General features: G+C 69.3%; 28 protein-coding genes, 1 tRNA gene and 3 pseudogenes. 22 read left to right on the top strand and 10 right to left on the bottom strand.

Going from position 1 to position 23,327, the window contains the following annotated elements; translation table 11 throughout:
• Positions 1-14 precede the first annotated feature (14 nt).
• Both E6U81_RS31615 and E6U81_RS40585 read left to right on the top strand, forming a co-directional pair.
• Complete coding sequence (locus tag E6U81_RS31615) at positions 15-761, top strand: methyltransferase domain-containing protein (protein WP_136233460.1); 747 nt, start codon at positions 15-17, stop codon at positions 759-761.
• A gap of 100 nt (positions 762-861) precedes the next feature.
• Positions 862-1,011, top strand: a pseudogene (locus E6U81_RS40585) (transposase); the annotation flags it as partial.
• Between the two features lie 289 nt (positions 1,012-1,300).
• Here E6U81_RS40585 and E6U81_RS31625 read toward each other — a convergent pair.
• Positions 1,301-1,612, bottom strand: coding sequence for a hypothetical protein (locus E6U81_RS31625; RefSeq protein WP_136233461.1), 312 nt, complete (start codon positions 1,610-1,612; stop codon positions 1,301-1,303).
• A 338-nt stretch (positions 1,613-1,950) separates the two neighbouring features.
• Complete coding sequence (locus E6U81_RS40590) at positions 1,951-2,145, bottom strand: ubiquitin-like domain-containing protein (RefSeq protein ID WP_206310064.1); 195 nt, start codon at positions 2,143-2,145, stop codon at positions 1,951-1,953.
• Between the two features lie 630 nt (positions 2,146-2,775).
• On the opposite strand from E6U81_RS40590, the gene E6U81_RS31635 reads away from it, so the two are divergent.
• Positions 2,776-2,958, top strand: coding sequence for a hypothetical protein (locus tag E6U81_RS31635; RefSeq protein WP_240804125.1), 183 nt, complete (start codon positions 2,776-2,778; stop codon positions 2,956-2,958).
• 82 nt (positions 2,959-3,040) lie between these two features.
• On the opposite strand, the gene E6U81_RS31640 is transcribed toward E6U81_RS31635, so the two are convergent.
• The gene (locus E6U81_RS31640; protein ID WP_136233462.1) at positions 3,041-3,391 is read right to left on the bottom strand and encodes a hypothetical protein; all 351 of its coding nucleotides are present in this window, start codon (positions 3,389-3,391) and stop codon (positions 3,041-3,043) included.
• A gap of 23 nt (positions 3,392-3,414) precedes the next feature.
• Between E6U81_RS31640 and E6U81_RS41315 the strand changes: the two are divergent.
• Positions 3,415-3,699, top strand: a pseudogene (locus E6U81_RS41315) (hypothetical protein); the annotation flags it as partial.
• A gap of 313 nt (positions 3,700-4,012) precedes the next feature.
• Complete coding sequence (locus tag E6U81_RS31650; RefSeq protein WP_168714791.1) at positions 4,013-5,161, top strand: S41 family peptidase; 1,149 nt, start codon at positions 4,013-4,015, stop codon at positions 5,159-5,161.
• Positions 5,162-5,485: 324 nt separating this feature from the next.
• Here the strand turns inward: E6U81_RS31650 and E6U81_RS31655 are convergent.
• A tRNA-Ser gene (locus tag E6U81_RS31655) sits at positions 5,486-5,558 on the bottom strand.
• A 201-nt stretch (positions 5,559-5,759) separates the two neighbouring features.
• Here E6U81_RS31655 and E6U81_RS31660 point away from each other — a divergent pair.
• The gene (locus E6U81_RS31660; protein WP_136233464.1) at positions 5,760-5,981 is read left to right on the top strand and encodes a hypothetical protein; all 222 of its coding nucleotides are present in this window, start codon (positions 5,760-5,762) and stop codon (positions 5,979-5,981) included.
• 252 nt (positions 5,982-6,233) lie between these two features.
• Entirely contained in the window at positions 6,234-6,905 is a 672-nt protein-coding gene (locus E6U81_RS41320; RefSeq protein WP_240804126.1) for a hypothetical protein, read from the top strand.
• A 91-nt stretch (positions 6,906-6,996) separates the two neighbouring features.
• Here the strand turns inward: E6U81_RS41320 and E6U81_RS31670 are convergent, their stop codons facing one another.
• From E6U81_RS31670 to E6U81_RS31680, 3 genes are read right to left on the bottom strand one after another with little or no spacing between them, the layout of a single operon-like run.
• Positions 6,997-7,245 (bottom strand): hypothetical protein, encoded by a 249-nt coding sequence (locus E6U81_RS31670; protein WP_136233465.1) that lies wholly within the window; start codon positions 7,243-7,245, stop codon positions 6,997-6,999.
• Positions 7,242-7,475 carry a hypothetical protein gene (locus E6U81_RS31675; protein WP_136233466.1) on the bottom strand — a complete coding sequence of 78 codons (234 nt, stop codon included), beginning with the start codon at positions 7,473-7,475 and terminating at the stop codon, positions 7,242-7,244. The genes E6U81_RS31670 and E6U81_RS31675 overlap by 4 nt, the downstream gene beginning before the upstream one ends.
• Position 7,476: 1 nt before the next feature.
• Positions 7,477-7,800, bottom strand: coding sequence for a hypothetical protein (locus tag E6U81_RS31680; RefSeq protein WP_136233467.1), 324 nt, complete (start codon positions 7,798-7,800; stop codon positions 7,477-7,479).
• Between the two features lie 132 nt (positions 7,801-7,932).
• Here E6U81_RS31680 and E6U81_RS40595 point away from each other — a divergent pair, with 132 nt between their 5' ends.
• Entirely contained in the window at positions 7,933-8,256 is a 324-nt protein-coding gene (locus E6U81_RS40595) for a hypothetical protein (protein ID WP_206310065.1), read from the top strand.
• Positions 8,257-8,260: 4 nt separating this feature from the next.
• On the opposite strand, the gene E6U81_RS40140 is transcribed toward E6U81_RS40595, so the two are convergent.
• Together E6U81_RS40140 and E6U81_RS41995 are read right to left on the bottom strand one after the other, a co-directional pair.
• Entirely contained in the window at positions 8,261-8,920 is a 660-nt protein-coding gene (locus E6U81_RS40140; protein WP_346766188.1) for a hypothetical protein, read from the bottom strand.
• A 233-nt stretch (positions 8,921-9,153) separates the two neighbouring features.
• Positions 9,154-9,486: pseudogene (locus E6U81_RS41995) on the bottom strand (helix-turn-helix transcriptional regulator); the annotation flags it as partial.
• Here E6U81_RS41995 and E6U81_RS31695 point away from each other — a divergent pair.
• Positions 9,485-10,090 carry a hypothetical protein gene (locus E6U81_RS31695; protein WP_136233468.1) on the top strand — a complete coding sequence of 202 codons (606 nt, stop codon included), beginning with the start codon at positions 9,485-9,487 and terminating at the stop codon, positions 10,088-10,090. The pseudogene E6U81_RS41995 and the gene E6U81_RS31695 sit on opposite strands and share 2 nt — an antisense overlap.
• Positions 10,091-10,522: 432 nt before the next feature.
• The gene (locus E6U81_RS31700) at positions 10,523-10,726 is read left to right on the top strand and encodes a hypothetical protein (RefSeq protein WP_136233469.1); all 204 of its coding nucleotides are present in this window, start codon (positions 10,523-10,525) and stop codon (positions 10,724-10,726) included.
• Between the two features lie 105 nt (positions 10,727-10,831).
• On the opposite strand, the gene E6U81_RS41330 is transcribed toward E6U81_RS31700, so the two are convergent.
• A complete protein-coding gene (locus E6U81_RS41330) occupies positions 10,832-11,107 on the bottom strand; it encodes a peptidase inhibitor family I36 protein (RefSeq protein ID WP_240804128.1) in 276 nt (91 codons plus the stop codon).
• Between the two features lie 959 nt (positions 11,108-12,066).
• Between E6U81_RS41330 and E6U81_RS31710 the strand changes: the two genes are divergently transcribed.
• The 12 genes from E6U81_RS31710 (at position 12,067) to E6U81_RS31770 (ending at position 23,189) form a co-directional block, all read left to right on the top strand.
• Complete coding sequence (locus E6U81_RS31710; protein WP_076046435.1) at positions 12,067-12,294, top strand: hypothetical protein; 228 nt, start codon at positions 12,067-12,069, stop codon at positions 12,292-12,294.
• Positions 12,291-12,866 carry a sigma-70 family RNA polymerase sigma factor gene (locus E6U81_RS31715; protein ID WP_240804129.1) on the top strand — a complete coding sequence of 192 codons (576 nt, stop codon included), beginning with the start codon at positions 12,291-12,293 and terminating at the stop codon, positions 12,864-12,866. Before E6U81_RS31710 ends, E6U81_RS31715 begins: the two co-directional genes overlap by 4 nt.
• A 5-nt stretch (positions 12,867-12,871) precedes the next feature.
• A complete protein-coding gene (locus tag E6U81_RS42000) occupies positions 12,872-14,536 on the top strand; it encodes an IclR family transcriptional regulator C-terminal domain-containing protein (RefSeq protein ID WP_346766190.1) in 1,665 nt (554 codons plus the stop codon).
• Between the two features lie 193 nt (positions 14,537-14,729).
• Entirely contained in the window at positions 14,730-15,125 is a 396-nt protein-coding gene (locus E6U81_RS31725; RefSeq protein ID WP_136233472.1) for a hypothetical protein, read from the top strand.
• A complete protein-coding gene (locus E6U81_RS31730; RefSeq protein WP_136233473.1) occupies positions 15,089-15,319 on the top strand; it encodes a hypothetical protein in 231 nt (76 codons plus the stop codon). Before E6U81_RS31725 ends, E6U81_RS31730 begins: the two co-directional genes overlap by 37 nt.
• A 1,042-nt stretch (positions 15,320-16,361) precedes the next feature.
• Positions 16,362-16,613: a hypothetical protein gene (locus E6U81_RS31740; RefSeq protein WP_136233475.1), complete on the top strand. Its 252-nt coding sequence runs from the start codon at positions 16,362-16,364 to the stop codon at positions 16,611-16,613.
• Positions 16,614-17,108: 495 nt separating this feature from the next.
• A complete protein-coding gene (locus tag E6U81_RS31745; RefSeq protein WP_136233476.1) occupies positions 17,109-18,992 on the top strand; it encodes a restriction endonuclease in 1,884 nt (627 codons plus the stop codon).
• A 117-nt stretch (positions 18,993-19,109) separates the two neighbouring features.
• The gene (locus E6U81_RS42005; RefSeq protein ID WP_346766189.1) at positions 19,110-19,277 is read left to right on the top strand and encodes a hypothetical protein; all 168 of its coding nucleotides are present in this window, start codon (positions 19,110-19,112) and stop codon (positions 19,275-19,277) included.
• A gap of 33 nt (positions 19,278-19,310) precedes the next feature.
• Positions 19,311-19,589 carry a hypothetical protein gene (locus E6U81_RS31755; RefSeq protein ID WP_136233477.1) on the top strand — a complete coding sequence of 93 codons (279 nt, stop codon included), beginning with the start codon at positions 19,311-19,313 and terminating at the stop codon, positions 19,587-19,589.
• A 719-nt stretch (positions 19,590-20,308) separates the two neighbouring features.
• Positions 20,309-21,298, top strand: a complete 990-nt coding sequence (locus E6U81_RS31760; RefSeq protein WP_136233478.1) for a hypothetical protein — start codon at positions 20,309-20,311, stop codon at positions 21,296-21,298.
• On the top strand, positions 21,295-21,918 hold the full coding sequence (locus E6U81_RS31765) for a hypothetical protein (RefSeq protein WP_206310066.1): 624 nt from the start codon (positions 21,295-21,297) through the stop codon (positions 21,916-21,918). Before E6U81_RS31760 ends, E6U81_RS31765 begins: the two co-directional genes overlap by 4 nt.
• Positions 21,912-23,189: a ThiF family adenylyltransferase gene (locus tag E6U81_RS31770; RefSeq protein WP_136233479.1), complete on the top strand. Its 1,278-nt coding sequence runs from the start codon at positions 21,912-21,914 to the stop codon at positions 23,187-23,189. Before E6U81_RS31765 ends, E6U81_RS31770 begins: the two co-directional genes overlap by 7 nt.
• Positions 23,190-23,327: the final 138 nt, after the last annotated feature.

Raw genomic sequence — 23,327 nt, forward strand, 5'->3', positions numbered from 1 at the left:
AAGGAACCCCTGTCATGGATCTGCCGCGTAGCTTCACCATCCGCGAGAGCAGTCACCGCATCTGCAACCCGTTCACCAGCGACAAACTGGCTCTCCTGGGCCAGGCCATCGGCCCGGCGCCGGGCACGCGCATGCTCGACCTCGCCTCCGGCAAAGGCGAGATGCTGTGCACCTGGGCCCGGGACCACGGTGTCTCCGGCACCGGGGTGGACATCAGCACCGTGTTCATCGACGCCGCCCGTGAGCGGGCTGCGGAGCTGGGCGTTGCGGACCGGGTCGACTTCGTGCATGCGGATGCCTCGGGCCATGTCGCCGACGATCCCGTCGGAATCGCTGCCTGCATTGGCGCGACCTGGATCGGCTCCGGCGTCGCCGGCACGGTCGAACTCCTGCGGCGCAGCCTCGCTCCTGGAGGCATGCTGCTGATCGGCGAGCCGTACTGGCGCCGCGAGCCCGAGGATCAGACGGTCGTCGAGGGCTGCCACATGGCCCGCAAGGACGACCTGCTCACCCTGCCGGAACTGCTCCAGCAGTTCGGTGACCTGGGCTGTGACGTGGTTGAGATGGTCCTCGCCGACCAGGACAGCTGGGACAGGTACGTCGCGGCTCAGTGGCTCAACATCCGGCGCTGGCTCGACGCCAACCCCCACGACCCGCTCGCCGACGAGATGCGGGCGGAACTGACCACGGCACCCGTCCAGCACGTCAGGTACCAGCGGGAATACCTCGGGTGGGGCGTTTTCGTCCTGATGGACCGCTGACAAGCCACTTCGTATGAGCCCCGGCGCTACCTGCCGGGGCTCACCCTCGGGGAGCCACATTGGTCTTGCGCTCGTCGATCGTGGGCGGCAGGGTTTCCCAGTGCGTACTGATCTTGTTCCGGACGGCCTGTGGGAGCGGGTGGCCCCGCTGCTGCCGCCCGCTCCCGAACGACGACACCGGCATCCTGGAGGGTGTCGTGTTCCGGACCGGGCAGCTCTCGCCGGCATCTTGTACGTCCTGACCGGCGTTGCCAACGTGCCCCGGTTCGGCGGGGGCCCCGCTGCGGCCGCGGGGTGACCACGACGGCCGGATGGTCAGCCGCCTGGGGGTGGAGACGACCCTGCCTCGGGGTGGTGGAGCCAGGGCCGTCTCGCGCGGGCCGCCCCGGATGATGGGGTCCGGGGGGTCCGCGTCGGACCGTTCAACGCCTGCGCTCGGCTTCGGGACACGGGTCGGGGCGCGGGCCCCCGTCGCGGCCTTCCGGTGGCCAGAGCCGCACCCCTTGCCTGCGAACGTACCTGCCGCCCGGGGGCCGCCGTCAGCCGGTCACCTCCTGCGCGGCCGCAGCCCCGCGCTTCCACCGCTGACCCGATGTCGAAGCGCCCCGGCCGTATGGCGGGCCTCTACGCTCCCGCGCATGGAAGATCACGAGGACGAGCTTGTGCTGCGCGTGCGGGCGGTACTGGCCGAGGCGGGCTTCGAGGAGACCGCGCCCGGTGAGGAAGGCGTGCACTTGATCCGGCACGCCCGCGGGGTCTTGATCGGCTGGCTGCCCGTGCGGATCACCCCGTCCGAGCAGGTCGTACCCCGCAGCACGGACGACCTCGCGGGTCATGAGGCGCTGCGGCATGACTTCATGCTCGCGGCGGCGGCCCTGCAGACGGCCGGCTTCGTCCTCGACCCGCGCCCTCCGTGCACCGCCAGTTCCTCACGCGCTGCCAGCCGCTCGACGGCGGCCCGCGATCCCGGCCCAGCGCAAGGCCCGCCGCGAGTACGAGAACCGCGTCAGCATCCTCACACCCGAGCCATGATCGTTCTCAGCGCCAACAGCTGTACTGATACTCCCGAGGCCAGGACCATGATCACCGGCTTAGCGTTAACCGCTGTACCGAATGTTCCCCGAGGCCGGTGTTGCCTTGGCCGTGCCGGACAGTTGCGCCCTTGGTCGGGTGCGGTGCGGTTCGCCGACTATTCGCCAGCCGCCATGATCGCGTTGATGAGGTCGCCGCCGCTCTCTTGCAAGGCCCTGACCGCCTTCGCTCTTGACGCACCAGTCTGCGCCATAACCAATTCGATGTCCTTGGGGTCAACCCCGGTCTCGTCGATGGGCTCGTCAACGGTGTCCTCGTACGGCTCAGGGACGTCTTCGAAATCTTCTGGCATGGAGTCCTCCAAGGAGCGAAGAAGTACTGCTCAGCCCTTCCACTGCTCAGGCACCGTGAAACAGGTGCCCCACGCCGTCACGGGCGGCGTTCGCTGCTGACCATGATCAATCTCAGCGCCCCTTGTACTTCCTGCCCGGCCGCGGAGACGCTGTACTAGCCGGAGTCGTAGCCCGCGCCCCCGCTCACGTCGAGGTAGGACGGGGCACACCAGGCGAGTGCCGGGACGGCCGTACCCAGGCCGCCGGGCTGAACGCCGACGCGGTCTCGTTCCACGACCCTGGGAGTGTCCGACCGGTGGCGTTCGCTGCTGAGCCAGCGGCCTGGATCACTGTTCCCGCGGGGCATCCGCTGCTTCGCGGCTTCCCGACGCCGTCCACCTCCTCCACGACGGGGGAGTCGCCGACGCCGGACACCTCCCCGACACCGGAGGTGTCGCCGACGCCGAGCCCGTTTACCACCCCGACACACCCGTGCCGAGCCGGTCGGCCCGCTGCAAGAACAGCAGCGGCTGACGCACCTCACCCCGTCTTACGAGCGTCATCGCGCGGGCGCGATCCTGGCACCGAGGCCCGGCTGCCGACCGGGTGACTCCGGCCTGCGGCGTGGCGTCGGTGTCTGCATAGACGAGATGTTGGACGTGCTCCTCGACGGGGTGACCGAGCCGCGCCTGAAGCTGATCAGCGGGGACGAGGCCCGGGCCTTGATGGTGCTCCTCGGTGCGCTGGAGGACGACACGCAGTCCGAGGAGATCCGCTACGCGGCCGGCGAGATGCGTTTCCGCCTCGGTTCCCGACTGGCCCTGCCCCTATAGACCAGCGCCTCCTCGGTGCTGCCGGGACGGTGTCGCAGGCTGGCGGTGAGGGCGGGGTTCAGGGGTGGAGGTAGCTGTTGAGTTAGGTGCGGGCCGCGGTCGCGCTGGTGCCGAGCCCGGTCGCGATCTCCGCGGTCGGCACCTGCTGGGCGGCGATTTCGCAGGCCGCGTCCTGGCCGACCTCGGCGATGATGTACCGCAGGTCCGCGAGCGCCTTCAACGCCACCAGCGGCGCCTCGGCGGCGAGGCCGCCGAGCCGGCCGACGAGCTTGGTGAGGATCCCGGTGAGCTCTGCGGGGAGTTGCACCGCGGCGTCCCGGATCACCGCCAGGTGGGCGCCGTAGTCCGCGATGGGCCCGGACAGGTCGACGTCCTCCTCGTACAGCGGCCGGTCGCCGGGCAGGACGGTCCAGTCGAGCGGGTACTCGGCCATCCCCCGCCACCCGCATGTGCGGCACCCGCACCCGCACCCTGCCCGAAGCCACCGCCCACACCCGGCCCATCGCCACCACCACCCACGACCTCTACGCCCAGCTCGGCCTCCAACGCGCCCGCGTCCGCGCCATCAGCCTGCGCGCACACGACCTCCGCCCCGCCCACGAAGCCACCCAGCAACTCACCCTCGACCCCGCAGACGACCGCGCCCTCGCCCTCGAAGCGGTCACCGACCGCGCCCGCGCCCGCTACGGCCCCGGAACATTCCGCCCCGCCACCCTCACAAACAGGCCAGCCCGGCGCTAAAAAAACGTTCAAGCCCCACTGTCACCCGCTGAAAGGACCCTCAGCAGCTCACCGGCAGCCCCACCAGAACCCCCGCACTCACCTGCGCCCCCTCCCAGATCGGCCCCTGCGCGAAGTACCGGCAGCCCTGCTTGCTCGCGCCCGTGGTCGGGTCGGCGGGCATCCGACCGCGATCAGCGATGAGCTCAATCGCGCCGTCCGGAACCCCGCCCCCCCGTCATTCGTATCGCGAAGCGCATCTACCGGTTGCTGGGGCGTCCGCCCGAGCGTGACGATGAAGGGGGCGGACTTTGCTCTCGACGAGGAGGACCTCGTGACCACTGGCAGGCAAAGACGTTTGCTGCTGCTCTCGGTCCCAGTGACGCTGACGGCCGTACTTGCGACGGCCGGGAGCGGCACCTCGACGGCTGCGGGCGCCGGACATCAGCAGGTCACTGCTGATGTCGCCGCCCCGTCACCGCAGCCCACTGCCGACATGTCGGCCGCGGCGGAGCTCTACCTGACCCACGTCCTGGATTTGCTCCAGAACAACTCCATCGACAAGAAGAAGGTCGAATGGCCGGAGGTGCGGCGTCAGGCGTTCGCCAAAGCCGCCGGGGCGAAGACCACCGCCGACACCTACGACGCTATCGACCTCGCCGTCAAAGCACTCGACAACCCCCACACCTCCTTCCTGAGGCCGGACCAGGCCCGGGCGTTCAGGCCGTCCCCCGAGGTTCCCGGGGGCGGGGCACTGCCGCAGGTGCCCCACGGCCGCCTCGTCGGAGAGAAGATCGGTTACGTGTCGCTCCCCACCACCGAGAAGATCCCGGGCTACGCGCGGGCCGGCGCCAAGGTCGTCCGTACGGTCGACGCCTCAGGTCCGTGCGGGTGGATCGTTGACCTGCGCGGGGACAGTGGGGGAGCGGTCTGGCCCAAACTGGACGTCCTGGCGCCCTTGCTGGGAGACGGCCGCCTCGGCGGCTTTGTGGACGCGGACGGCAACCAGGCCGAGTGGGCGCTGAACAAGGGGCAGCTGTCCATCGGCGGTGAGGTCATCCCCAAGGACCTCCCGCCGAACATCGAAACGGGCGATTCCGGCATCGACGACTACGTGACGCAGAACGCGTACGTGCTGAAGCGGCCCCGGCCGCCAGTCGCGGTCCTTACGGGACCCGACACGGCGAGCGCCGGCGAAGCAGCCTTGATCGCCTTCCGCGGGCGGCCGGAGAGCCGTAGCTTCGGACTGCCCACGGCCGGGCTGGCGACGGGGAACGTCTCGTACCCGCTCAACGACGGCGCGCTCCTGCTCCTCACCGAAGCGGCCGATGTGGACCGGACCGGCCGCCGATACGTCAACACCCCCATCGCCCCTGACGTTTCCGTGGCCTTCACCGACCGAGACATGGTCCGAGGTACCGGTGATCCGGTTGTCGCCGCCGCCCGGAAGTGGCTGGAATCCCAGTCGGCTTGCCAGCAGTGACGAGGCAGTGGGCCTCAGGCGCGGGCGTGGGCCCACGCAGTCAGCAGGGATTTCCCGCACTGCCGGCACGGGCCTGCCTTCCACGGCATCTGCGCGGGCGGCGCCGGTGACTCTTCAGAGAGGAGGGAGCGGATGGCGGGAAGGGGCGTACGAGGCGTCAGGACGACGTCCCGCGATCGGGGTCGGACTGCCGGCGCGCGCACGCACCGGGTCGCCACACAACCGTGCCCGAGTGCGCGCTGCGCCCGGCCTGCCGACCGCAACCTACCGCCGGGGGAGCAGGATCCGTCCCGGCGCCGACCGTTTCGCGGGTAAGCACGGCGGGGGAGCAGGCCGGATTCGAACCGGCGTCCTCCCTCTGAGCAAGAGGGCACGTCGACCTCTGCGCTACAGCTCCCCCGCCGCAGTACGCACCCTACGCGCTCCCTCCAGGACCCCCGATAGCGGTTTTCGCGCCCCCGTTCGCGGCCGTCCGGCGCGGGTCGGCCCGACCGCGACGGAGCGACCGTATGGGCGGAGCCGTACGCGACGGCCGCATACGAGAGGGTGGGAGACGTGTGCCGAGGTGGGCGCGGCGGAGCGGTCGTGGTCTTGCGGTGTGCATGGCGAGAGCGGGGAAGAGGCCGAGGCGGACCGCCGCGTCGTCTGGTGGGTCGAGGCCGGTTCCGATGGGCAGTGGCGCTCGGTCTCCGAGCCCTGCGACGAGCGGGACATGGCACTGGAACGACTTCGGTGGTGCCGGGTGCATGCCCCGCCCGCGGTGTCCTACGGCCTCGTCCGTAGGACGACCCGGGTGACCATGGCCGTCGAGGACATCTGAGCCCGTGCCGCCCTCGATCCGGAAGGGCCGCGATGGCCACCGGGGAGGACCGGCTGTGAGGCCCGCTGCGGGTTTGCGTCCGTGCAGCGGACGGCGTCCGCCGCCCGGCCGCAGGCCCCCGGGCCTGGCCTGGCGCCCCGGCTGGCCTCACGGGAGCCGGCCGGGGCGGCCAGGGTCAGCTGCGCCCGGTCAGCGCTGCTGGATCCACCAGATGATCCATCCCATCAGGAGACAGGTCGTAACCTGCCTCCCATGCCCACCCCTGTGCACGCGCTGGCCCACTGCCCTGTGATCCCGGCCGCCGTGGCGGAGTTCCTCGCCCTGCCGCAGCAACCGGCGGCTGCGGATGACTTCGACGCGCTCGACGCCGTTCTGCGCGCTCGGGGCTGGAGTTGGGAACACGAATGCCTGACGGACTCCTACCGCACGGGCTATGGGCATCCGTTGTGCACCGAGGGCGACACCCCTTTCGGGGACCCGACAGCGCGACGGTTCCTGGTGTTCGGACAGCTGTATCCCGTCGACCCGCACGACGACGACCTCGACAACATGCCCTGGCTGGGCGAACTAGTGGACGACTGGGGCGGGGCCCCGGGCTGGACGGTCCGCCGCCCGTCCACAGTGGAGGCGTGCACCGAGGTACTCAACCAAGCCGCGGACGCCGTCACCGCCCATTTCGGCGCCGCTCCGGAGCGGTCGGTCACCAGCGATGCGGCCGTGGTGACGGGCCCGCCGATGCTTCACCGGATCTGGCGCACCGACACGCAGGCTGTGATCGTGGGGCCACACGCGGACAACGGTCCTTATGGCTACCTCACCCATCTGCAACTCTCTGCTTCTCCCCTCAGTCTGGCCCGCGAATTGCCCCCCGAGGGCGACACGGCGGCACTGGAACGCTGGATCGAGGCGCACGTTGACTGGTGATATGAACTACGCCTGACGGTCTGATGGTGATCGACGGCTGCTGCCCAGGGGCGCTGTTGTCCCCGGACCCCGGGCGGGGTGTCTGCGTTGCTCAGTGTGCGGTGTTCTGATTTTTCATCAGCTGTGCGGCTTCGATGGTGGCCTCGAGCTTGGCGGTGCGGCGCAGGAGTTCGGTGACGTACTGGGATAGGCGGGTCACGTCGCCCGATGTGGACCTCGTCGCGGACGGCGGGTTGTCGGCGATGCGGGCTGCCAGTTCGGCGACGCGTCGGGCGTCGATGGCGAGGGCGTCCTGCTCGTGAGTGATCAGGCGGTCGAGGAGGGCGTCGGCTGTGGTCATCGTCGGATCTCCTTCGAGCAGGCGGGGCAGAATCGGTAGAAGTGTGCGAACGGCGTCGCTTCGATGGTTGTGCGGGTCCGCAGGGTCATGTACGGCTGGCGGAAGTCGTCGTCGGGCTGGGTGCTGCTGTAGGTGCGGATGGCCGGGTCGCAGAGGGCCTGCTTGTTGGCGGGGAACCGGTGCAGGTCGTATTCGTCGGTCGTGGTGCCCGCCCAGTCCTTGGGTTCCATGTCAGTGCTCCTTCTGGTGGTACTTGCGGACGTGGCTGGTGACGCTGTTCGGGGCCCCGGCGTAGCCGCAGCCGCGCGGGCAGAGGTCCCAGCCGCCGCGGTCGAGGGCGGCCTCCTGGATGGTCTCCCGCCCGCCGGGGCCGAAGCCTGTGTCTGCGAGGAGTCTGGCGACGGACCCTTCGTAGTGGACGGCCATGTAGGCGGCTTCGGCGGTCTTGTCGTGGCCTGAGGCGAAGAACTTGCCCAAGCCGATTTCGCGGCCGCAGCCGCACCAGCAGGTGCCGGTGGGGATGAGGCGCTCAGGTTCATGTTCATCTCTTGGCATACACCCAAGATGTCAATCCAAGGATTCAAGTCAAGGATTCAGCTGGACTGGCCGCATCCCAGGACGGGTTGACGGCCCACGGATTACGATCACGACAGGACGAGCACCCGTGAGGCTCCTGCCGGGCTGTGGTTGATCTCCCCGGAGATCACTGGCCGCTGCCGGCTCACCTGCCCGTCGCTGTGCTACGCCGCCTCAGGGCCGCGATGGACCGTCTCGACACAGCCGGGATCGACGTCGCCCGGATCCTCGCCGACGCTCACCAAGCGGGCAGGGGTCGGCGAGGCCGTCGCAGGGCTGCCGCCGTCCGCGGACGCGTTGTGCCGGTACGGCGCGGAGTGGACCGCGACGAAGCTGCGCTGGGGCCTCGCGGTCGACGAGGCCGAGCGGGACCGGCTGCTGGACATCGCGGCCGGCTGCGGCGGCACCGACGTGGAGTTCACCCCCGCTCCGTAGGCACCTACTGCGGAAGGGGGAAGGGCGCTGCCGCTTGCGTGTCGGTGCCGGGGGCGTTGTCCGTGGTGGTGGGTGGGTGCGTGGTTGCCCACGAGGCCGGGAAGTCGAGGCTGTCGTGGCTGGGGGTGCCGGGTGTGGCTGTCCAGACGACGAGTTGCTGGTCGGGGTCGGCGGCGACGGCGAGGGTCTCCCAGTCGAGGGTGAGTTCGCCGACGAGCGGGTGGCGGAGGGTTTTGACCCCCGTGGTCTGGGCGGCGACGTTGTGGGCGGCCCACCACTGCCGGAAGTGGGGGTCCTTGATCGACAGTTCGCCGACCAGTTCCGTCAGGCTCGGGTCGTCGGGGTGGCGGGCGTCTTCCATGCGGAGGAAGGTGACGCAGTCGGGGGCCACCTTCTCCCAGTTCGGGTAGCGGCGCCGCATTTCCGGGTCGGAGAAGATCAGGCGGGCGTAGTTGCGCTGCTTGTCGGTGAGCTGGGAGAAGTCTGTGAGGAGGGCTGCGGCGAGGGGGTTCCAGGCCAGGATGTCCATGCGGCGACGGCCGGCTCGGCCGGGTGGTGCCCGGACGGTGTCCTCGTCCCTGCCGGTGATGTCCAGGACCGCCAGGCCGGGCTCCGCGATGTGCTGCTCGGGGCGCCACGAAGGGGGGCGGCGGGCGCGGGGCACCCACCCCCGGCACGGACGGATCCGCGGCGGACGGGTCCGGGCGGGGGCGGGGCCCGGTTGCGGTGCGGACGGATCCGGGTTCGATTCCGGCGCGGCGGGCACAGGCGTGGGCGCGGGCGAGGTCGCTCGGCGGCGGGCGCGGTCCGCGTCCAGGCCGCCTCCCGGGCCTGCTGTTCCTCCTCGTACGCCCCGTACAGCAGGGCGAGGCGGTCGACCACGGCGAACACCTCCGGGACGGTCGCGCCCGAGCAGTAGCGGTGGAGGGTGGAAGCGCTGACGCTCAGCCGCCGGCCCAGCGCCTCGTAACTCCTCCCGTCCCGCGCCTTCAGCGCGCGCACGAGCCCCGCGAACTCCTCGACGGCGGCGTCCTTCGGCATTCCACCCCCCTCGACTCTGTTCCACCCCCCTTGACCCTGCGTCCCACCCTTCACGTCCTTGCACGTCAGCGGGGGTGGAACGATTCCGGGACGGCTGATGGGCGCGTGATCGTTGCAGTCGGCGGGCGCCGGCCCCACGCTGATTGAGCACCGACCGAACGAACGACCCGACGGGGGACCCACCACCATGAACAAGCTCCGCACCGCACTCGCCACCGCAGCGGCTGCCGCACTGGGCCTCGCGGCCCTCGCCACAGCCCCGGCGCAGGCCGCTGCCCAGCCCGCCTTCCTCGCCGCCTCCCAGATGCCGCCGTCGTCGACGCCGTGGACCGCCACCCAGGTCTTCACCGGCGTCCCGGAGAACGGCGGCGTCCTCTGCGCCCCGTACAAGATCCCGGCGCAGAACACCCGCTACCGCGAGTTCAGCACCGAGCTCGACACCAACGGCGTCCAGGTCACCACCGTCGCCCGTACCGAGGCCGACGCCGTGAAGCTGGTCGACACCCTCCGCGGGGCCCTCGCCGACTGCGGCCCCCTGCTGGAGCAGCAGAACCCGGGCCTGCAGGCCGTCAGCGCCTCCCACGGCAAGCTCGCCGTCGAGGAGGGCGCCTGGGTCTACAGCCTGGACACAGCCGACCCGCAGATCGGCATCTCCGACATCCACCTGTTCTCCGTCGGCCGCGACGGCCGCACCGTCACCCTCGTCCGCTGGGGCCAGATGGGCGACCTCGAGGACGCCCCGCTGACCGCCTTCCGCACTACCACGAAGACCGCCGTCAACAAGCTCCACTGACCCGGGGGCTCCCCCGAGGGCTGACCACAGTTCGACAGCGGCGCGGCCGGAACCCGGGCGCGCCGCTGTCGAGCCCACCTGCTCCGCCGGCGGCGCTGAGATGGCCAGGAACACCGGCAAGCCGATATCCCGGCCGCTCATGCAGTCCGTGAGCTCAGGCACCGAGACGAAGGCCAACAAGCCCATGTAGGCGACGCCGAAGACGTCTGGGACAACAACTCCGACACCGCCACCCTGCGCGACGACCGCGGGCCGCACCGTCGACACCGAAACCTGGGGCCGCCGCCGCTGACACTCGTCCTTCGCAGGTCCTGCGGTGATGCCGGGATCCTGCGAGACGGAACCCCTTGCGGGCCGTCGCCTTACCGGGCGACGGCCCGCACGCTGCGGCATCGAGGTGGGCTTGTCGATGGTGGCGGCGACCATGAGGAGGTGAGCGCCGGTACCGCGCCCGAGGCCCGCACGCGGCTGTCGACTCACCTGCGGGCCTGTGACGTTCCCGAAGTCCGCCAGGACCTGCTCCGGTGGGCCGACGAGAACGTGGTGCGCGGCCAGCGCGGCTCGGGCGCCGTGCAGGTACGCGGCTTCACCGACCCGTTCCTGATGCAGTCGGCCGTGCGGGGCGCGGAGGGGTGACTGTCCCGGGGCCGTACCCGCACTCGGCGGCCGCCTCTGACCGGCCGCGCGTACGCCGTGGTTGGTGAAGGGGCGAGCGTCGTGCGTCTGGCCTCTTGGGCCTCGTTACGCGCCGCAGGGTGTGGTGTTGTTCTTCAGGGAGTGGGTGGTGTCGTTGAGTTGGTAGGAGCGTAGGTCTGCGATGGTGCCGCCGTCGGCCCCGACGCATACGTGTCGGCCGAAGTAGTTGTCCTTTTGGTAGACCCTCGCGGTGCGGCTGCTGTTGTTGATGACCGAGCTGCCCTTGCCGCGGATGTAGTCCGGCAGGTGCCGGACCGAGCCGTCGGTGGCGCGTTTGACGTAGGGCTGGCCCTCGAAGTGGATCTCGGGGTAAATGCACACGAATCCGCGGGGGCACTGGATCTGGTCCTGCGGGGCGGTGACGGCTAAATGCGTACTGGCCGGTGCGGGCCGGGCCTGGGCGGCAGTGACACCGGCCAGTGTCGCCGTCAGCGCTAAGGCCGAACTGGCGAGCGCGAGAATCCTGGGAGCGTGCATGTACTGACTCCTTCGGTTGGTTCGTGTCGGGCAGAGCAGCAGGCGTCGCACGGCCGGTCCGTCGGCCCCCAGCCCGTGCAGCCGACAGCCCCGGATACGTCCACACATCCACGCCCACCCTGCCAGCGCGACTACCCAAAGCGACAGGCCCCTCACGTATAGTCCCAGCCTGACTGGATCGCAGGGGAGCGCACCGCTTCACCACCGCGCGCCGCGAGTGCCCCAGCGCCGCCGCCCGCTGCTCTGCGGATATCGGCGTGGGTGGAGATGGCGGTGCGGCAGAGGCTGCGTGAGGTGACTCACCCGTGGTCGGACCCATGCGGCCACGCCGCTGACCGGTACGCGTGCACGGGCAGTCGCCCCACCGGGCGACGGCCCGCACTGCTGCCCGCGCAACGGGCGCTCCCTCCGTCCGGCGCCGTGCCCCGGGCGGGTCCTGACGGCTTGGGGTGTGCGGTGCGGGGGAGCCGGGGTGTGGCCGGGGTCCCGTCCTTCTGGCCTGCCGGGCCCGCTCTGCGCTCTGATTCTTTCCGCTCTTGTGCCGGTTGCGGGCGTGCCGTGATGCGGGTCGGGAGGTGCTCTGGCCAGGAGGGTTTCCGCCGGGCGTGCGCCGGTGCGTGGGCCGCGCAGGGAAGCGGACTTGACCGCTCCGGAAAGTTTTCGAAAGTGCCCTGAACGTTTGGGGGTTGTTTTCGCTTGGCTGATGAGTAGGAGCCGGTTTTCGGGCCGGGTCCTGGCTGCCGGACCCGGGGGGTGGCACGGCTGTCTGTCTACTTCATTTGCTTGGAAGGACTCCGTTCGACGTGAACAGCACCGAGCCCCTCGTCCTCGCGCTGATAGCCGCGACTGCTGTGCGGGTCTTCGCGCCCGACGTGGTGAGAGGTCTGCGGCGCCTGCTGGGCGCCGGTGTCCGGGTCGGCGCGGCGGAGCTGTCCGCGAGCCGCCCCGTGTACGGCCCCGCGGCCCGTCAGCAGGAGATCCCGTCCGCCGGCCTGGACGGGCCTGGGGAACAGCCGTGGGGGAGCTCATGACCGACGCCGAGTACGACCCCTTCGGGGAACAGGCCGTCTCCAGCGAGCTCGCCGGAGTCATGCCGGTGGACTTCGTCGCCTTCCACTCGCAGAACCATGTGGCCTACCTCGAGTACGCCCACCTGGAACTCGGCGGTGAAGCCGCCCCGGTGGTGGTGGAGGACGTGTTCACCTTCCTCCTGGCGGTGTGGCCCGACGCCCTGCAGGAGGCCAATCTCCAGGCGTTCGCCTGGGCGCAGTTGCGCGAGCACGTCGAGCGCTACCGCGCCCGCCAGGTCGTCCCCGTCGCCCTGGTGGACACCGCCCGCTACGCGGCCCTGCGCCGCGGCTCACGCCGGAGGCTGGAGCTCATCGAGTCCCGCTCTGGTGTGTACGAGGCGATCGCGGAGCTGCCCGACCGGCACTACGACGTGGTGCTGCTGACCTATGTGATGGGGCTGGAGACCCCGGAGGTGGCGCAGCGGATGGGTATCGCTGTGGGGACGGTCCGCTCCCACCTGCATACGGCCCGCCGCATGCTCGCGAAGAAGATCGGAATCGACTTGAATCCCGGAGAGGAGAAAGACCTGTGAATGACATGATCCGCAACGATGCGGACGCCGGCAGCGAACTGGACGAGGCTCTCCAGGACACCCAAGTCTTCACCGACGAGTACGCCTTCTACGACGAGGACGCTGCCCGCCGCCGTATCGCCCGCCGTATCGCCGCTGCCCGCACCAGCCGCGCTCTGACCGCCCCGAGGGCCTCGGACGCCACCTTGGCGCTGCCGGCCGCGGCCCGGCCCGGCAGCCCGGCCGACCGCAAGCACGTCCTGGACGCGGCCTCCAACGTGAGGGCCGCGCGCACCCTGGACACCATGGCCCGCGCCCTGGTCGACAGCCCCTCCTTCACCCGCATCGCCCTCGACGCCGAAGCCTGGCCCCACAGCCAGCCCTCCGCACTCCTCTATGCGAGCCTCCTGCACCTGTCCGGGCGGATGGAGGCCGCCCAGTTCTGGTTCCAGTACGCCGCCGGCGCCGGATCCGACACCGCCGCCCGCGCCCTCTACCTCCTGCACCTCTCCCGAGCGGAGATCACCACCGCTCACCACTGGCGCAACCAGCCCCAAGGTACCGGCCCCGACTCGCGGGAAGAGCTGCCGCCCCTGCCGTCCCTCGACACCGTCGAGGACACCCTTCACGCCTCCATCATCTGGGCCTCCCCACCCGTCTCCACCACCGAGATCACCCCCACCCCGCCCGCCGAACCCCTCCTGCGCAACCTCCCCGCCCCCATCCGCTACGCCCTCGACGCCACCGCACCCGAGGACCACGAAGAACTCGGCGACATCTACACCCCCACCCCCCGCCTTGCCTCCGCCCTGGCCCGCTGCGCACGCCTGGACCCCGCAGGCCTTGCCGCGGAAGCCAAGCCCGGCGCCCGCCTGGCCAGGCGCTCCAAGCGGCAGCAGCCCGTCAACACCCACCTGGAATCCGCGCAGCGGGCCCTGCGCGTCCTGGAGGTCATCCACCGCCACCCCGAGGGGGTGTCCCGGACACAGATCGCCCGGGAGACCGGACTGCCCCAGCTCTACCTCGCCCACGCCATCGAGCACCTGGTCCGCACCCAGCTCGCCACCCCCATCGCCCCGCGCGTCTACGCCGCCGGCACCTCCCTCAAGCTCGCCGAGAACGGCCGCAGCGGCGGCGCCCTGCTGCGCGAGACACTCGCGTTCCTGCGCGACGAGGTCGGCGCCGCCGTCTACGTGGCCGGCTACACCGACGGCGAGGTCTCCATCACCCAGTACGCCGACAGCCCCACTGCCCCCGCCGTCCACGAATGGGTCGACTTCCGCGAAGCCGCCCACGCCTCCGCAGTCGGCAAAGCCCTCCTCGCCCAGCTCCACCCCGACGACCGCCGCGAACACCTCGACCGCCACCGCATGGAGGCCTTCACCCCCCACACCATCACCAACCCCCAGATCCTCTTCACCGAACTCGACACCCGCCACCCGGGCGAACCGCTCCTGGACCTGCAGGAGTACGCACTCGGCACCGTGTGCGCCGCCGTCCCCATCCCGACAGGCACCGAACCGGAATGCGTGGCCCTCTCCCTGCCCACCCCCGACCCCCACAAGCTCCAGCAGGCCGCCCGCGTCCTGCGCAACGAAGCCATCGCCGTCCTCCTGGCCCTCCTCGTCGGCGGAACCACCCCCACCCCACCCCGCGAGACCACAGCTCCCCAAGCAGTGATCCACCGCTAGCCGCGCTGAGGCGGCACCGATGTGAAGATCACCCCGGTCCCGTAGGACAGCCCGGTGGTGAGGGCCGCCACCTCGACAGGTGGCGGCCCTTTGCCGTGCCAGGCCAACGACGCGCGTTGTTGGGCCGGCGGGGGTGTGGGTGGCCGTGCGGGCTGGGCAGGGTGGCCAGCGGGAACGTTCGGGAGAAGGCGGTGTGCTGGTGGAATGGGACTGGTGGACGGTGGAGTTCGGGGACGCGCACGCCGGCGCGGTGGGCGTCCTCGTCGCAGGTGGTGAGCCGGGCCCGGTGTACTTCGACGTCGGGAGCGGTTCGGACGTGCCCTCGACCTCGCACTGGTCGGCCTACGACGGCCGGGCCGGCCGCCCGCGCGTCGAGGCGCTCCGGGCGGGGTGCGCGTGCGGATGGCGCGGCGCCGCCGAGTACCCGCTGAACTGGGCGACGGTCGGGGACCGGCCGCTGTACGAGGCGGACGTCGACCTCACCGGACCTCTCGTGGACTGGAACGCCCACCTGTCCCTCGTCCGTGACACTGCGGCCCACTGCCCGAGCCCTTGGCCGCCCTGCTGGTCGAGATCACCGAGCAGCTGACCGTCACGACCGCGGACGCACCGCTGGCCGCCCTGCGCGCCGCCGGGATCCTGGAGCGGATCACCACCCGGGTCGGGCGGGAAGCGGCGGGCGCGCTGGCGGAAGACGGCGTGTCGGCCGTGACGGTGGCTGCCGGGCTCGGGACCACCCGCTCCAAGGCCTTGATGCTGCTCCTGACCGCGCAGAACGGGTAGCGGCACAGGTTTGGTCTGCACCCCGTTTGGCTTCGCTCACGAGACCGTTCGCGTGAGCGAAGCCAATGGGACAACGTCCTGCTGGGGGTGCTGTAGAGCGGGCTGTCACGCCGAAGCCTTCCCCCAGGAGACCGCCGCCTCCCGCGAGCATCGATAGCACGTCAAATGTCCACTGTAAGTGTCCAGGGGAAACTTGATTTCGCTCTTCTCAAAGGCGGAAACGGCACTCTCACCCTCCTTGGCGTGCCAAAGCTTCGTGACGACGGAAATACAGTTGGCCCAGGTCTTCTTGGAAGTGCCATCAAACGATCTGCTGCCGCCGGAGGACGATGAAGGCCTGGGGAACTTGCGCGGGAGGCGGGTGCTGTGCGGAGCGGTGGGCTGAAACTTCCCGCACGGGCGATCGAAGGCGAGAGCAGCGGGGACGGGTGGACCGGACACTAAGGGACCTGGGCGCGACAGGCATCGGGTCGGTCGGGGTGCTGTTGGAGGACGGCACCGAGCCGGGGCTGGCGTACTTCGACGTGGGCAGCGGCGCCCACATGCCGTTGTCGACGGAGTGGCATGCGTACGACTGCCGGTTCGGCCGATCACCAACGACGAGGGCCTGTCCCGCCTGGAGCACCAGATTGCCGCGCTTCTGCCGCGTGGAGGGTGGAACGCGTGGCGGGTTGCCGGGCCTGGCGGCGAGCGGGCCGGCTCGATCGTCTCCGGCCGGGGCCGGTCGGAGACGATCGCAAGGTGCTCGACATCGGTCGGATGGTCCAGGGTGGCGCGTGTTGCCCATAGGGTCAGGATCAATCTCAGGCGCGTGTCAGCGTGCCTGTCCGCGCCCTGGGCGGCCCGGCTTCGTGCTGGGGTGCCAGGAAGGACAGATTTCAGACGGGCAGGGGACCGGCATTCCCGTCCGCTTGATCTGTTGACGCCTCGTGCGGGGCTTCGTACCGCATGCGCAGTGCCGAGCTGTACCCGTACGACAGGGCCTCGTGCCCTGGACTGAGTTTCTGTGCCGGCGGAAGGTCGGTTCGACCATGTTGCGAACGTGGTCGAGCTGCTTCCCGCCGAAGGGCCGCGCTTCGACCACCCTCACGGAGAGATCGAAGCGTTGGGCGACACACTCATCGTCACCATCCTGGGCGCCGCCGGCGTCGTGGGCATGGCCATCTTCGTACTGAAGGACATCCTGGACCGGTTGCCCGAGCTCTTCGCCTCGTGGCGCCGGGTACAGCGAGCCTGGCGCGGAGATGCGGAAGAGGGCGGGGCGGGGGCCTGCGACGGTGAGGGGCCGGAGTGACGCGAGAGTGCGGGCTCACAGGACGCGTGGCAGGTCCGTCCTACAGCGGGACGCCTAGTGTTCGACGTCTGGAGCCCGGGCACGACAGTAGGATCACATCCCCTGCGTCATGGTGTGGGACCGGCAAGGCTTTCTGTCGGTTTAAGGGGAGGAACACGCATGCTTGAGGAGCACGAGTCGCTTGCGCCCTCGTTCGAGCGACTGCTGGTGATAGCGTTCGCCAACTTGGCGCCAGGTCCTGTGACAGTACTGACTCCCGCTTCGGCGGAGGACTCGCCGCGCTTTGAGCCCCCCGCAACATGGCGCGTTTCACGAGCGACTCGGCAGACGCTCGCAGGCGACGCAACCAAGCTCTTGGAACAGGGGCCCGTTCTCCTTGTACCACCGTGGCACCATCCCGTCGAAGTAGGGCAGAAGGCACGGCGTTCTTTCCCGCCCTCCTTCGCGTACGGCGACGTTCTGCGAGCCTGCCGCCCCGGGAACCCCGACAGCCGCATGGCCGTTCTGACTCCCGTCGACCTCTGGGTCTATGAATCGCCGCACGCCGTCGAGTTGCGCACGGCGCTGGCCGAACACTGGGACACCACCGCCTTGGTCATCAGCGAAGGGACCATGCCACATGTCCACCGCTCTCTTGTGGTGGCCCTGGCCTTCCTCCAGGCGAAGCAGGAACGTCAACTGCCGATGAAGATGTTCCAAGTGCCACGTGGTGCGGACGACGAAGCCGTCGAGAGGGATTTCGATGCCCTGCTGAAGCGTGGCGGGGGCAGCACCCAACACGGGTATGTGCTCCGGGAGCTCCCCTCGCCTGCGGAGAGCCTTGACTTCGACCGGCATCATCCGGACGTCACATCAGGACGAGCAGACCTTGCAGGCTTCGGCAGCCTCACCACCCTGAGTGAGCTCTACGAAGCCGTCCCCCGCGTGCACATGGCCGGTGACTCGCAGTGGATCACCAAGGATGAAGTGCCCGGTGCTGTACGGCTTCTGAGAGGTCGCGACATTCTGCGCGAGGGTTCTATTGCCCTCGTTTCAGATGACAGCTTGTGGGTTACCTCCCCGCCCCGCCACTTGCTGCAGCCGGGTGACCTCCTACTCCGCGAGATCCGAGGCAGACACGACCTGGGCGGCCTGATGTTTGCCGAGGTGACCGAGCAGGACCTCCCCGCAGCACCTGCACATACGACCATTGCTCTCAGACCCCGTTCCACCTCTACGCCGCAGCAGATCCGCCTCGTTGCTCAGTTCCTGCGCACGCCATTGGCCGACAGGCTGGTGGGCAGATCTGGCCTTCACCTCCTGACGAAACGGTTGATGGCGCTTCCCGTGCCGCAGCCGGACGACGCGCTGACTACGGCTCTGGACGATCTTGATGCCGCCCGCACCCGGCTTGAGAGCTGGACTAGAGAGGCGGACGCGCTCCTTGAATCAGCGTTTACACACAAAACCGCCGCTCAGGCCCGGGAGCGGATCATTGACCAGGGCCGCGGACTGAGACAGCGCGTGGAAGCAGCGACGCTGCTTGACGACCTCGGACACACTGTCCGTACGCGCTTTCCCCTGCCCGTGGCATACCGATGGCGGGAAGCCGAAACGCGTATGAGTGCAGGCGAACACCAGGCCACCTACAGCGCCATTCTGGAAACGGCCGAGATCCTGCTCTGCTACACCGCGCTGCTCACCCTTGCTCTTGCCTGGGAAGCAGGCATTTCGCTGGGCTCTACGATCGCGATCAGGGAGAAGCTTGTTGGAGGCCGAAGCGGTCCAGGCCTGGGGGATTGGGCCAACGTCCTGCTGGAGGCTGCCGGAAGCCGTAAGCTGCGGGCTCTCCCGCACCAGCACCCCATCCACGCGATACGAACACTCCTAGTGGGTCAGGATGCCGCCGCCGCGCGTGAGCGGTTGACCAAGCGACGCAACGACGATTCTCATCTCCGGCGTCTGGATCCCATCGACCTCCCGCCGGCCATTACGGAGGCGTTCGCCGACCTGACCGTCCTTGTCGATCGGGCCCGGTTTCTGGCTGACCTTCCGCTTTGGCACGTCACTGAGACACGTTGGGACAATTTGACTCAGGCCGTACACGTGTCCTACAGGGAGCTAACGGGAGACCACCCTGTCGTGCCGACCAAGTCGGCGGTCCTTCCAAGGAACGACCTGGAACCAGGCAGTCTCTATCTGCGTGATTCCATGCACCAGTTGCATTTGTTGCGGCCATTCCTGACAGGGCAGGTGTGCCGAGTCTGCCGTGCCTGGTCCACCTTCCATGCCGACATCGTTCCTGGGGATGTTGTTCAGCTTAAGAGCCTCGAACATGGTCATGTCCTGCACGAGACGGCAGTTGCCAGGCATGCTCTCTCGATTGTCGGATTGCTGTAAACGAAGACCCAGTTCACCGCACGCCTGCGGGGTGTAGCCGCGAAATCGGTGATACCCGCTTGCGGCTGCGAGGCCCTCAGGGCGGGGCCACACCCAGCCTGTCTCTCCATAGGGCATGTGGCTACTGAGGCCTGCGTCGCCTGGCAGGTGGTGACGAACAGGCGTGAGAACGCTGCCCGAGCGCGTCGTCTATCGGTCCTGCGGTTCAGCCTGGCGCAGCTCGACGCGATGGACGACCGGCGGTTCGAGTTCGCGCTGCGGGACTTGCTGATCCGGGACGGCTAGTCGGCCCGACAGCAGGGTGACCAGACTGCCGACGTGATCTCTGAACTCGCCGCGAACCTGGATCCGTCACGGCATGAGCGTCACCAGGCAAAGCTGGTCTCTCGGCCGCGGATGCGGGCCGTGGGCGCCAGTGCCGGCGCGAAGCGCCAGCTGGTGCTCATCGACCGGCTCCTGGTCACGCTCATCCATTCTGGAGTCCCCACGGCCGCGCCCGCCGGAGCCGCCCCTTCTCGCGGTTGGATCGATTGGAACCAGGACCACGACTGCCGTCTGCCGGACGCCCACGCCAGCAGTGATCGGCAGCCGGAGTGAGCGAGCGGCCGTGGACGCGGGCTGAGATTCTAAGGCCGTAGAGAACGAATGAAGGGTCAGGGCCCGCCCATCCAGAACAGGGCGATGTCGACGTCCCGAGCTGTCCATTCTTGCTCGGACAGCCGCCTTCGAGTGAGAATATCGTCAATAGTGTCCATGTATCGGCCGTATCATCCGGAATGATCGGTGAGGGCTATCCCGAGGCTTTCAAGTGCCCGCTGTGCGCGACTGTCGTAGACGGCCATGCGGAGCGGCGCTGCTGCCGTGAGAGCGGCAGAAGCCAGGGCGTCTCCCTTGCGGAAGCCCGGCAGTGAGACGAGAGCGGCCCGGCCGACTTGGGCGGCCATCCCGCGGGGCAGGAATGTATCCCGGACGGCATCCCACGCCTTGCCGGTTGCTGCGCGAACCTGAGTGTTCGGAAGGCCCATGAGTGCAGCTGCCCATCGGGTCCTCGGGCATGGTGGACTGCTGTACGGCTTGGTCTCTATCCGGCGAGGGCGAGGTTGTGCATGCGCGCGACCCCGACCATGGCTCGCTCGCGGTTCCTCGCTGCCCGTTGAAGCGGGGGCCGGGCATCCCTTCTCAGGGGCGTTGTCAGTGGCAACGTCTACGCTGGCTGACAGCTGCCCAATGCCTCCCGAACACGGACGAAGCCTCCCCAACAGGCGGCAGAACTCGGTGCGGAACCAGGGCTGGACACGCCAGATCGAGGAGGCATCATGCGGATCGACGAGGCGTTCGACGACTTCCAGAGAAGCGTCAACGAGGACGTGGGCCAGACCAGGCTCGCCCGGGACCGGCGTGACTTGTTCAAGAAGGCGCTGAACAGCGAGCCCGATGTCACCGAGGCGTTCGGCTCGGGCTCGCTGCGCCGCAGCACCCAGCTCAAGCCCATCAACGACGTCGACATCATCGCCGTCTACGACGCTTCCCAGCACCCCGATTGGGGCGGCGCCGGCCTCAGTGCCGAACACGCCCTGGACCACGCCAGCAGCCAGGTCACCCGGCTGCTGGGGAAGACCAACGGCCGCCACGGCAACGAAGTCCGGCTGGCACTGCCGAGGCACCACGCGGTCAAGTGTTTCCTGGACGACCCCGACGACGAGAACGCGTTCACCGTCGACGTGATGCCGGCCCTGCGGCAGGCCGACGGCACCCTCCTCATCCCCGAGAAGCTCACCCAGGCATGGGTGCCCGCCGACCCTGAGCACCTGATCAACCTCGTGGCCGACCGCCAGCGAGACTGGGAGCACTTCCGCCCTCTGGTCCGCGTCCTGAAGCAGTGGCGTCACGACGTCGCGGTCACAGGACGGATCAAGTCGCTCGTCATCGAGGTCCTCGCTCTCGACTGCATGCCTACGTCCGGTAACCGCCCCAACGGACTGCGCACCTTCTTCACCGCTGCTGCAGCACGCGTCAACGAGGGTGTAAGGGATCCGGCCGGTCTGTGCGGTGAGATCCAGCCCGACCTTGACTACGACGGTCTGCAGACCGCGCTCGCCGAAGCCGCCGAGCTCGCCGACCGGGCCTGCGCCGCGGCCGTGGCCGGTCACACCGACCAGGCCATGCGCCTGTGGCAGGAGATCCTGGGCGACTCCTTTCCCGCCCCGCCGAAGCCCGCAAGCCCCGTCACCGGAGCACCGGCCCTGATCACCGGCGCGCCCGCCCTCATCACCCCCCGGCCGATCAAGGACGCGCCTCAGGGATGACGGCCACCACCGATCCTCACAAGTCCGCGGCGCAGCCGGCCCCCCTCACATGGTGGGCCGCCGAGCCACGCCGTTTCGAACGGGACCAGCGCGAGATCACCGTAGCCTTCCCAGATCTCGTCTACGACGCGGAAGGCGCCGGGAGCTGGCACGGCATCCTGCCGCTGTGGCCGTTCGACCGGCCCCAGCCCACACACCTCACGGACTGGACAGGAACCACGGGGCTCCACGTCCTCATGGTCTACCGGCAGGCCTATCCCATGGTGCCGCCACACATCTTCCCTCTCGACCCGGTTCCCGAGCCGACCGAGTGGACGCAGTCGCGCTGGCATGTCAACGGCGACCGCACCCTGTGTCTCCTGCGCGCAGACTCGCTGTGGAGCGGCCGGGAGTCCGTGGTCGATCTGCTTCTGAAGGCCGCGGCATGGAAAGTGGAGTACGCGCTGATGAAGCACGGGGCCATCACGCAGATGTCCGACCGCGGCATTGTCGAGGACGATTGCTTCGACCACTTCCTCACCCATCCATCGGCCAAGGAGCCCACCCACCACAGCATCCTGGCGACTCCGCCCGACACGGCACGGGATCGTCAAGACGCCGTGAGTGAGCCCTCGTGCTGATCCTTGTTCCTCATCGCGCCGCAGCCACCATGCGCCAGGCCGGCCCCTGGGGTCTGATGACCCTGCGCGGCAACCACGAGGACCTGGCCGTCATCCGAGGCATCTCCGCTTCCGACGGCGTGATCCTGCCCGTCGACGCCTCACCGGGACCGCCCCTGCTCGTGGCCAGCGGCGATGTCCGCCTGTCCGGCTGCTGGTACCGCGTGGCTCCCGAGCTCCATCTCTACTGGCGCCAACTGAGCGGCAGAATCGGCACGGGCATACCCCTGTCCGTGTTCCAGGAGCACCTCACCAGCGGATACAAGAACCCCGGCGGCAATCCGTACATCGCCCTGACCTACGCACCAGATGCGAAGGAATCCTTTCCCGAGCACGAGGTGTCCGACATCGTCGCCTGGCGCATCGGACGCGACGGCGCGTACCCGCTCGCTTCCCTCGTCGAGCCGTCGATCACCGGCATCGGTCAACTCCAGGACCATTGGCCCGTCAGGGACCTTCAAAGCGCACGCGTCATGCTCGTCGGCACCGGCAGCATCGGATCCGCCGCCGCGCACGCTCTCGCCGGCTACGGCATCGGACACCTCACCCTGGTCGACCCCGACCGGCTTTCCTGGCACAACCTCGTACGCCACACCACCGGCCGCCGTCACGTCGGCCGCCCCAAAGCCACCGCCCTCGCCGAAGAACTCGCCTCCCTGCGCCCCGATGCCACGGTCGTCCCTCTGGTCCTCGACGTCATCGACGACGCCGACCGGATCAGACCGCTGCTCCAGGAAAGCGACCTTGTCGTCTGCACTGCCGACGGTGTCGCCGCTCGCCGTGTCACCGGCCACCTCGCCCGCCGTGCCGGCATCCCCGCCGTCATGGCCTGCGTCCTGCAGGACGGTGCCCTGGGCGAGATCCTGCGGCTGAGGCCCTGGCCCCGGCACGGATGCCTCACCTGTCGGCGCCAGACGCTCGCCGAGCGCGGCGGCATCGATCCCGAACCCGCACTCGATGCCGGATACGGCACCGGCGCCCGACACCGGCCGATGACAGCGGTTGGCCCCGACCTCCACCTCGTCGCCCATTTGCTCGCCAAGACCGCCGTCGCCACCCTCCTCGAGCGCCACGGCCACCCCGACCAGCGCCTGCCCGGCGAACACGGCCTCATCAGCCTGCGTCGGCAGCCCGATTGCGCACCGCCCTTCGACCTGAGCCGAACCGGCGAGACCCGATGGCTCCCCGCCACACCACCTCGCCCCGGCTGCCCCACCTGCGAAACCCCATGACCCCGCGCCCCGTCACCGCCGTCCACCTCACCGAAGAGGCCGTACGTGTCATCACCGACGAGCTCAGGACCGCCGACAACAACAGGGAGACCGGAGGCATCCTGCTCGGACACCACGTCCACGACACGGTGACCGTCC

The sequence above is a fragment of the Streptomyces sp. A0592 genome, assembly GCF_004795115.1.
Classification (GTDB): domain Bacteria; phylum Actinomycetota; class Actinomycetes; order Streptomycetales; family Streptomycetaceae; genus Streptomyces; species Streptomyces erythrochromogenes.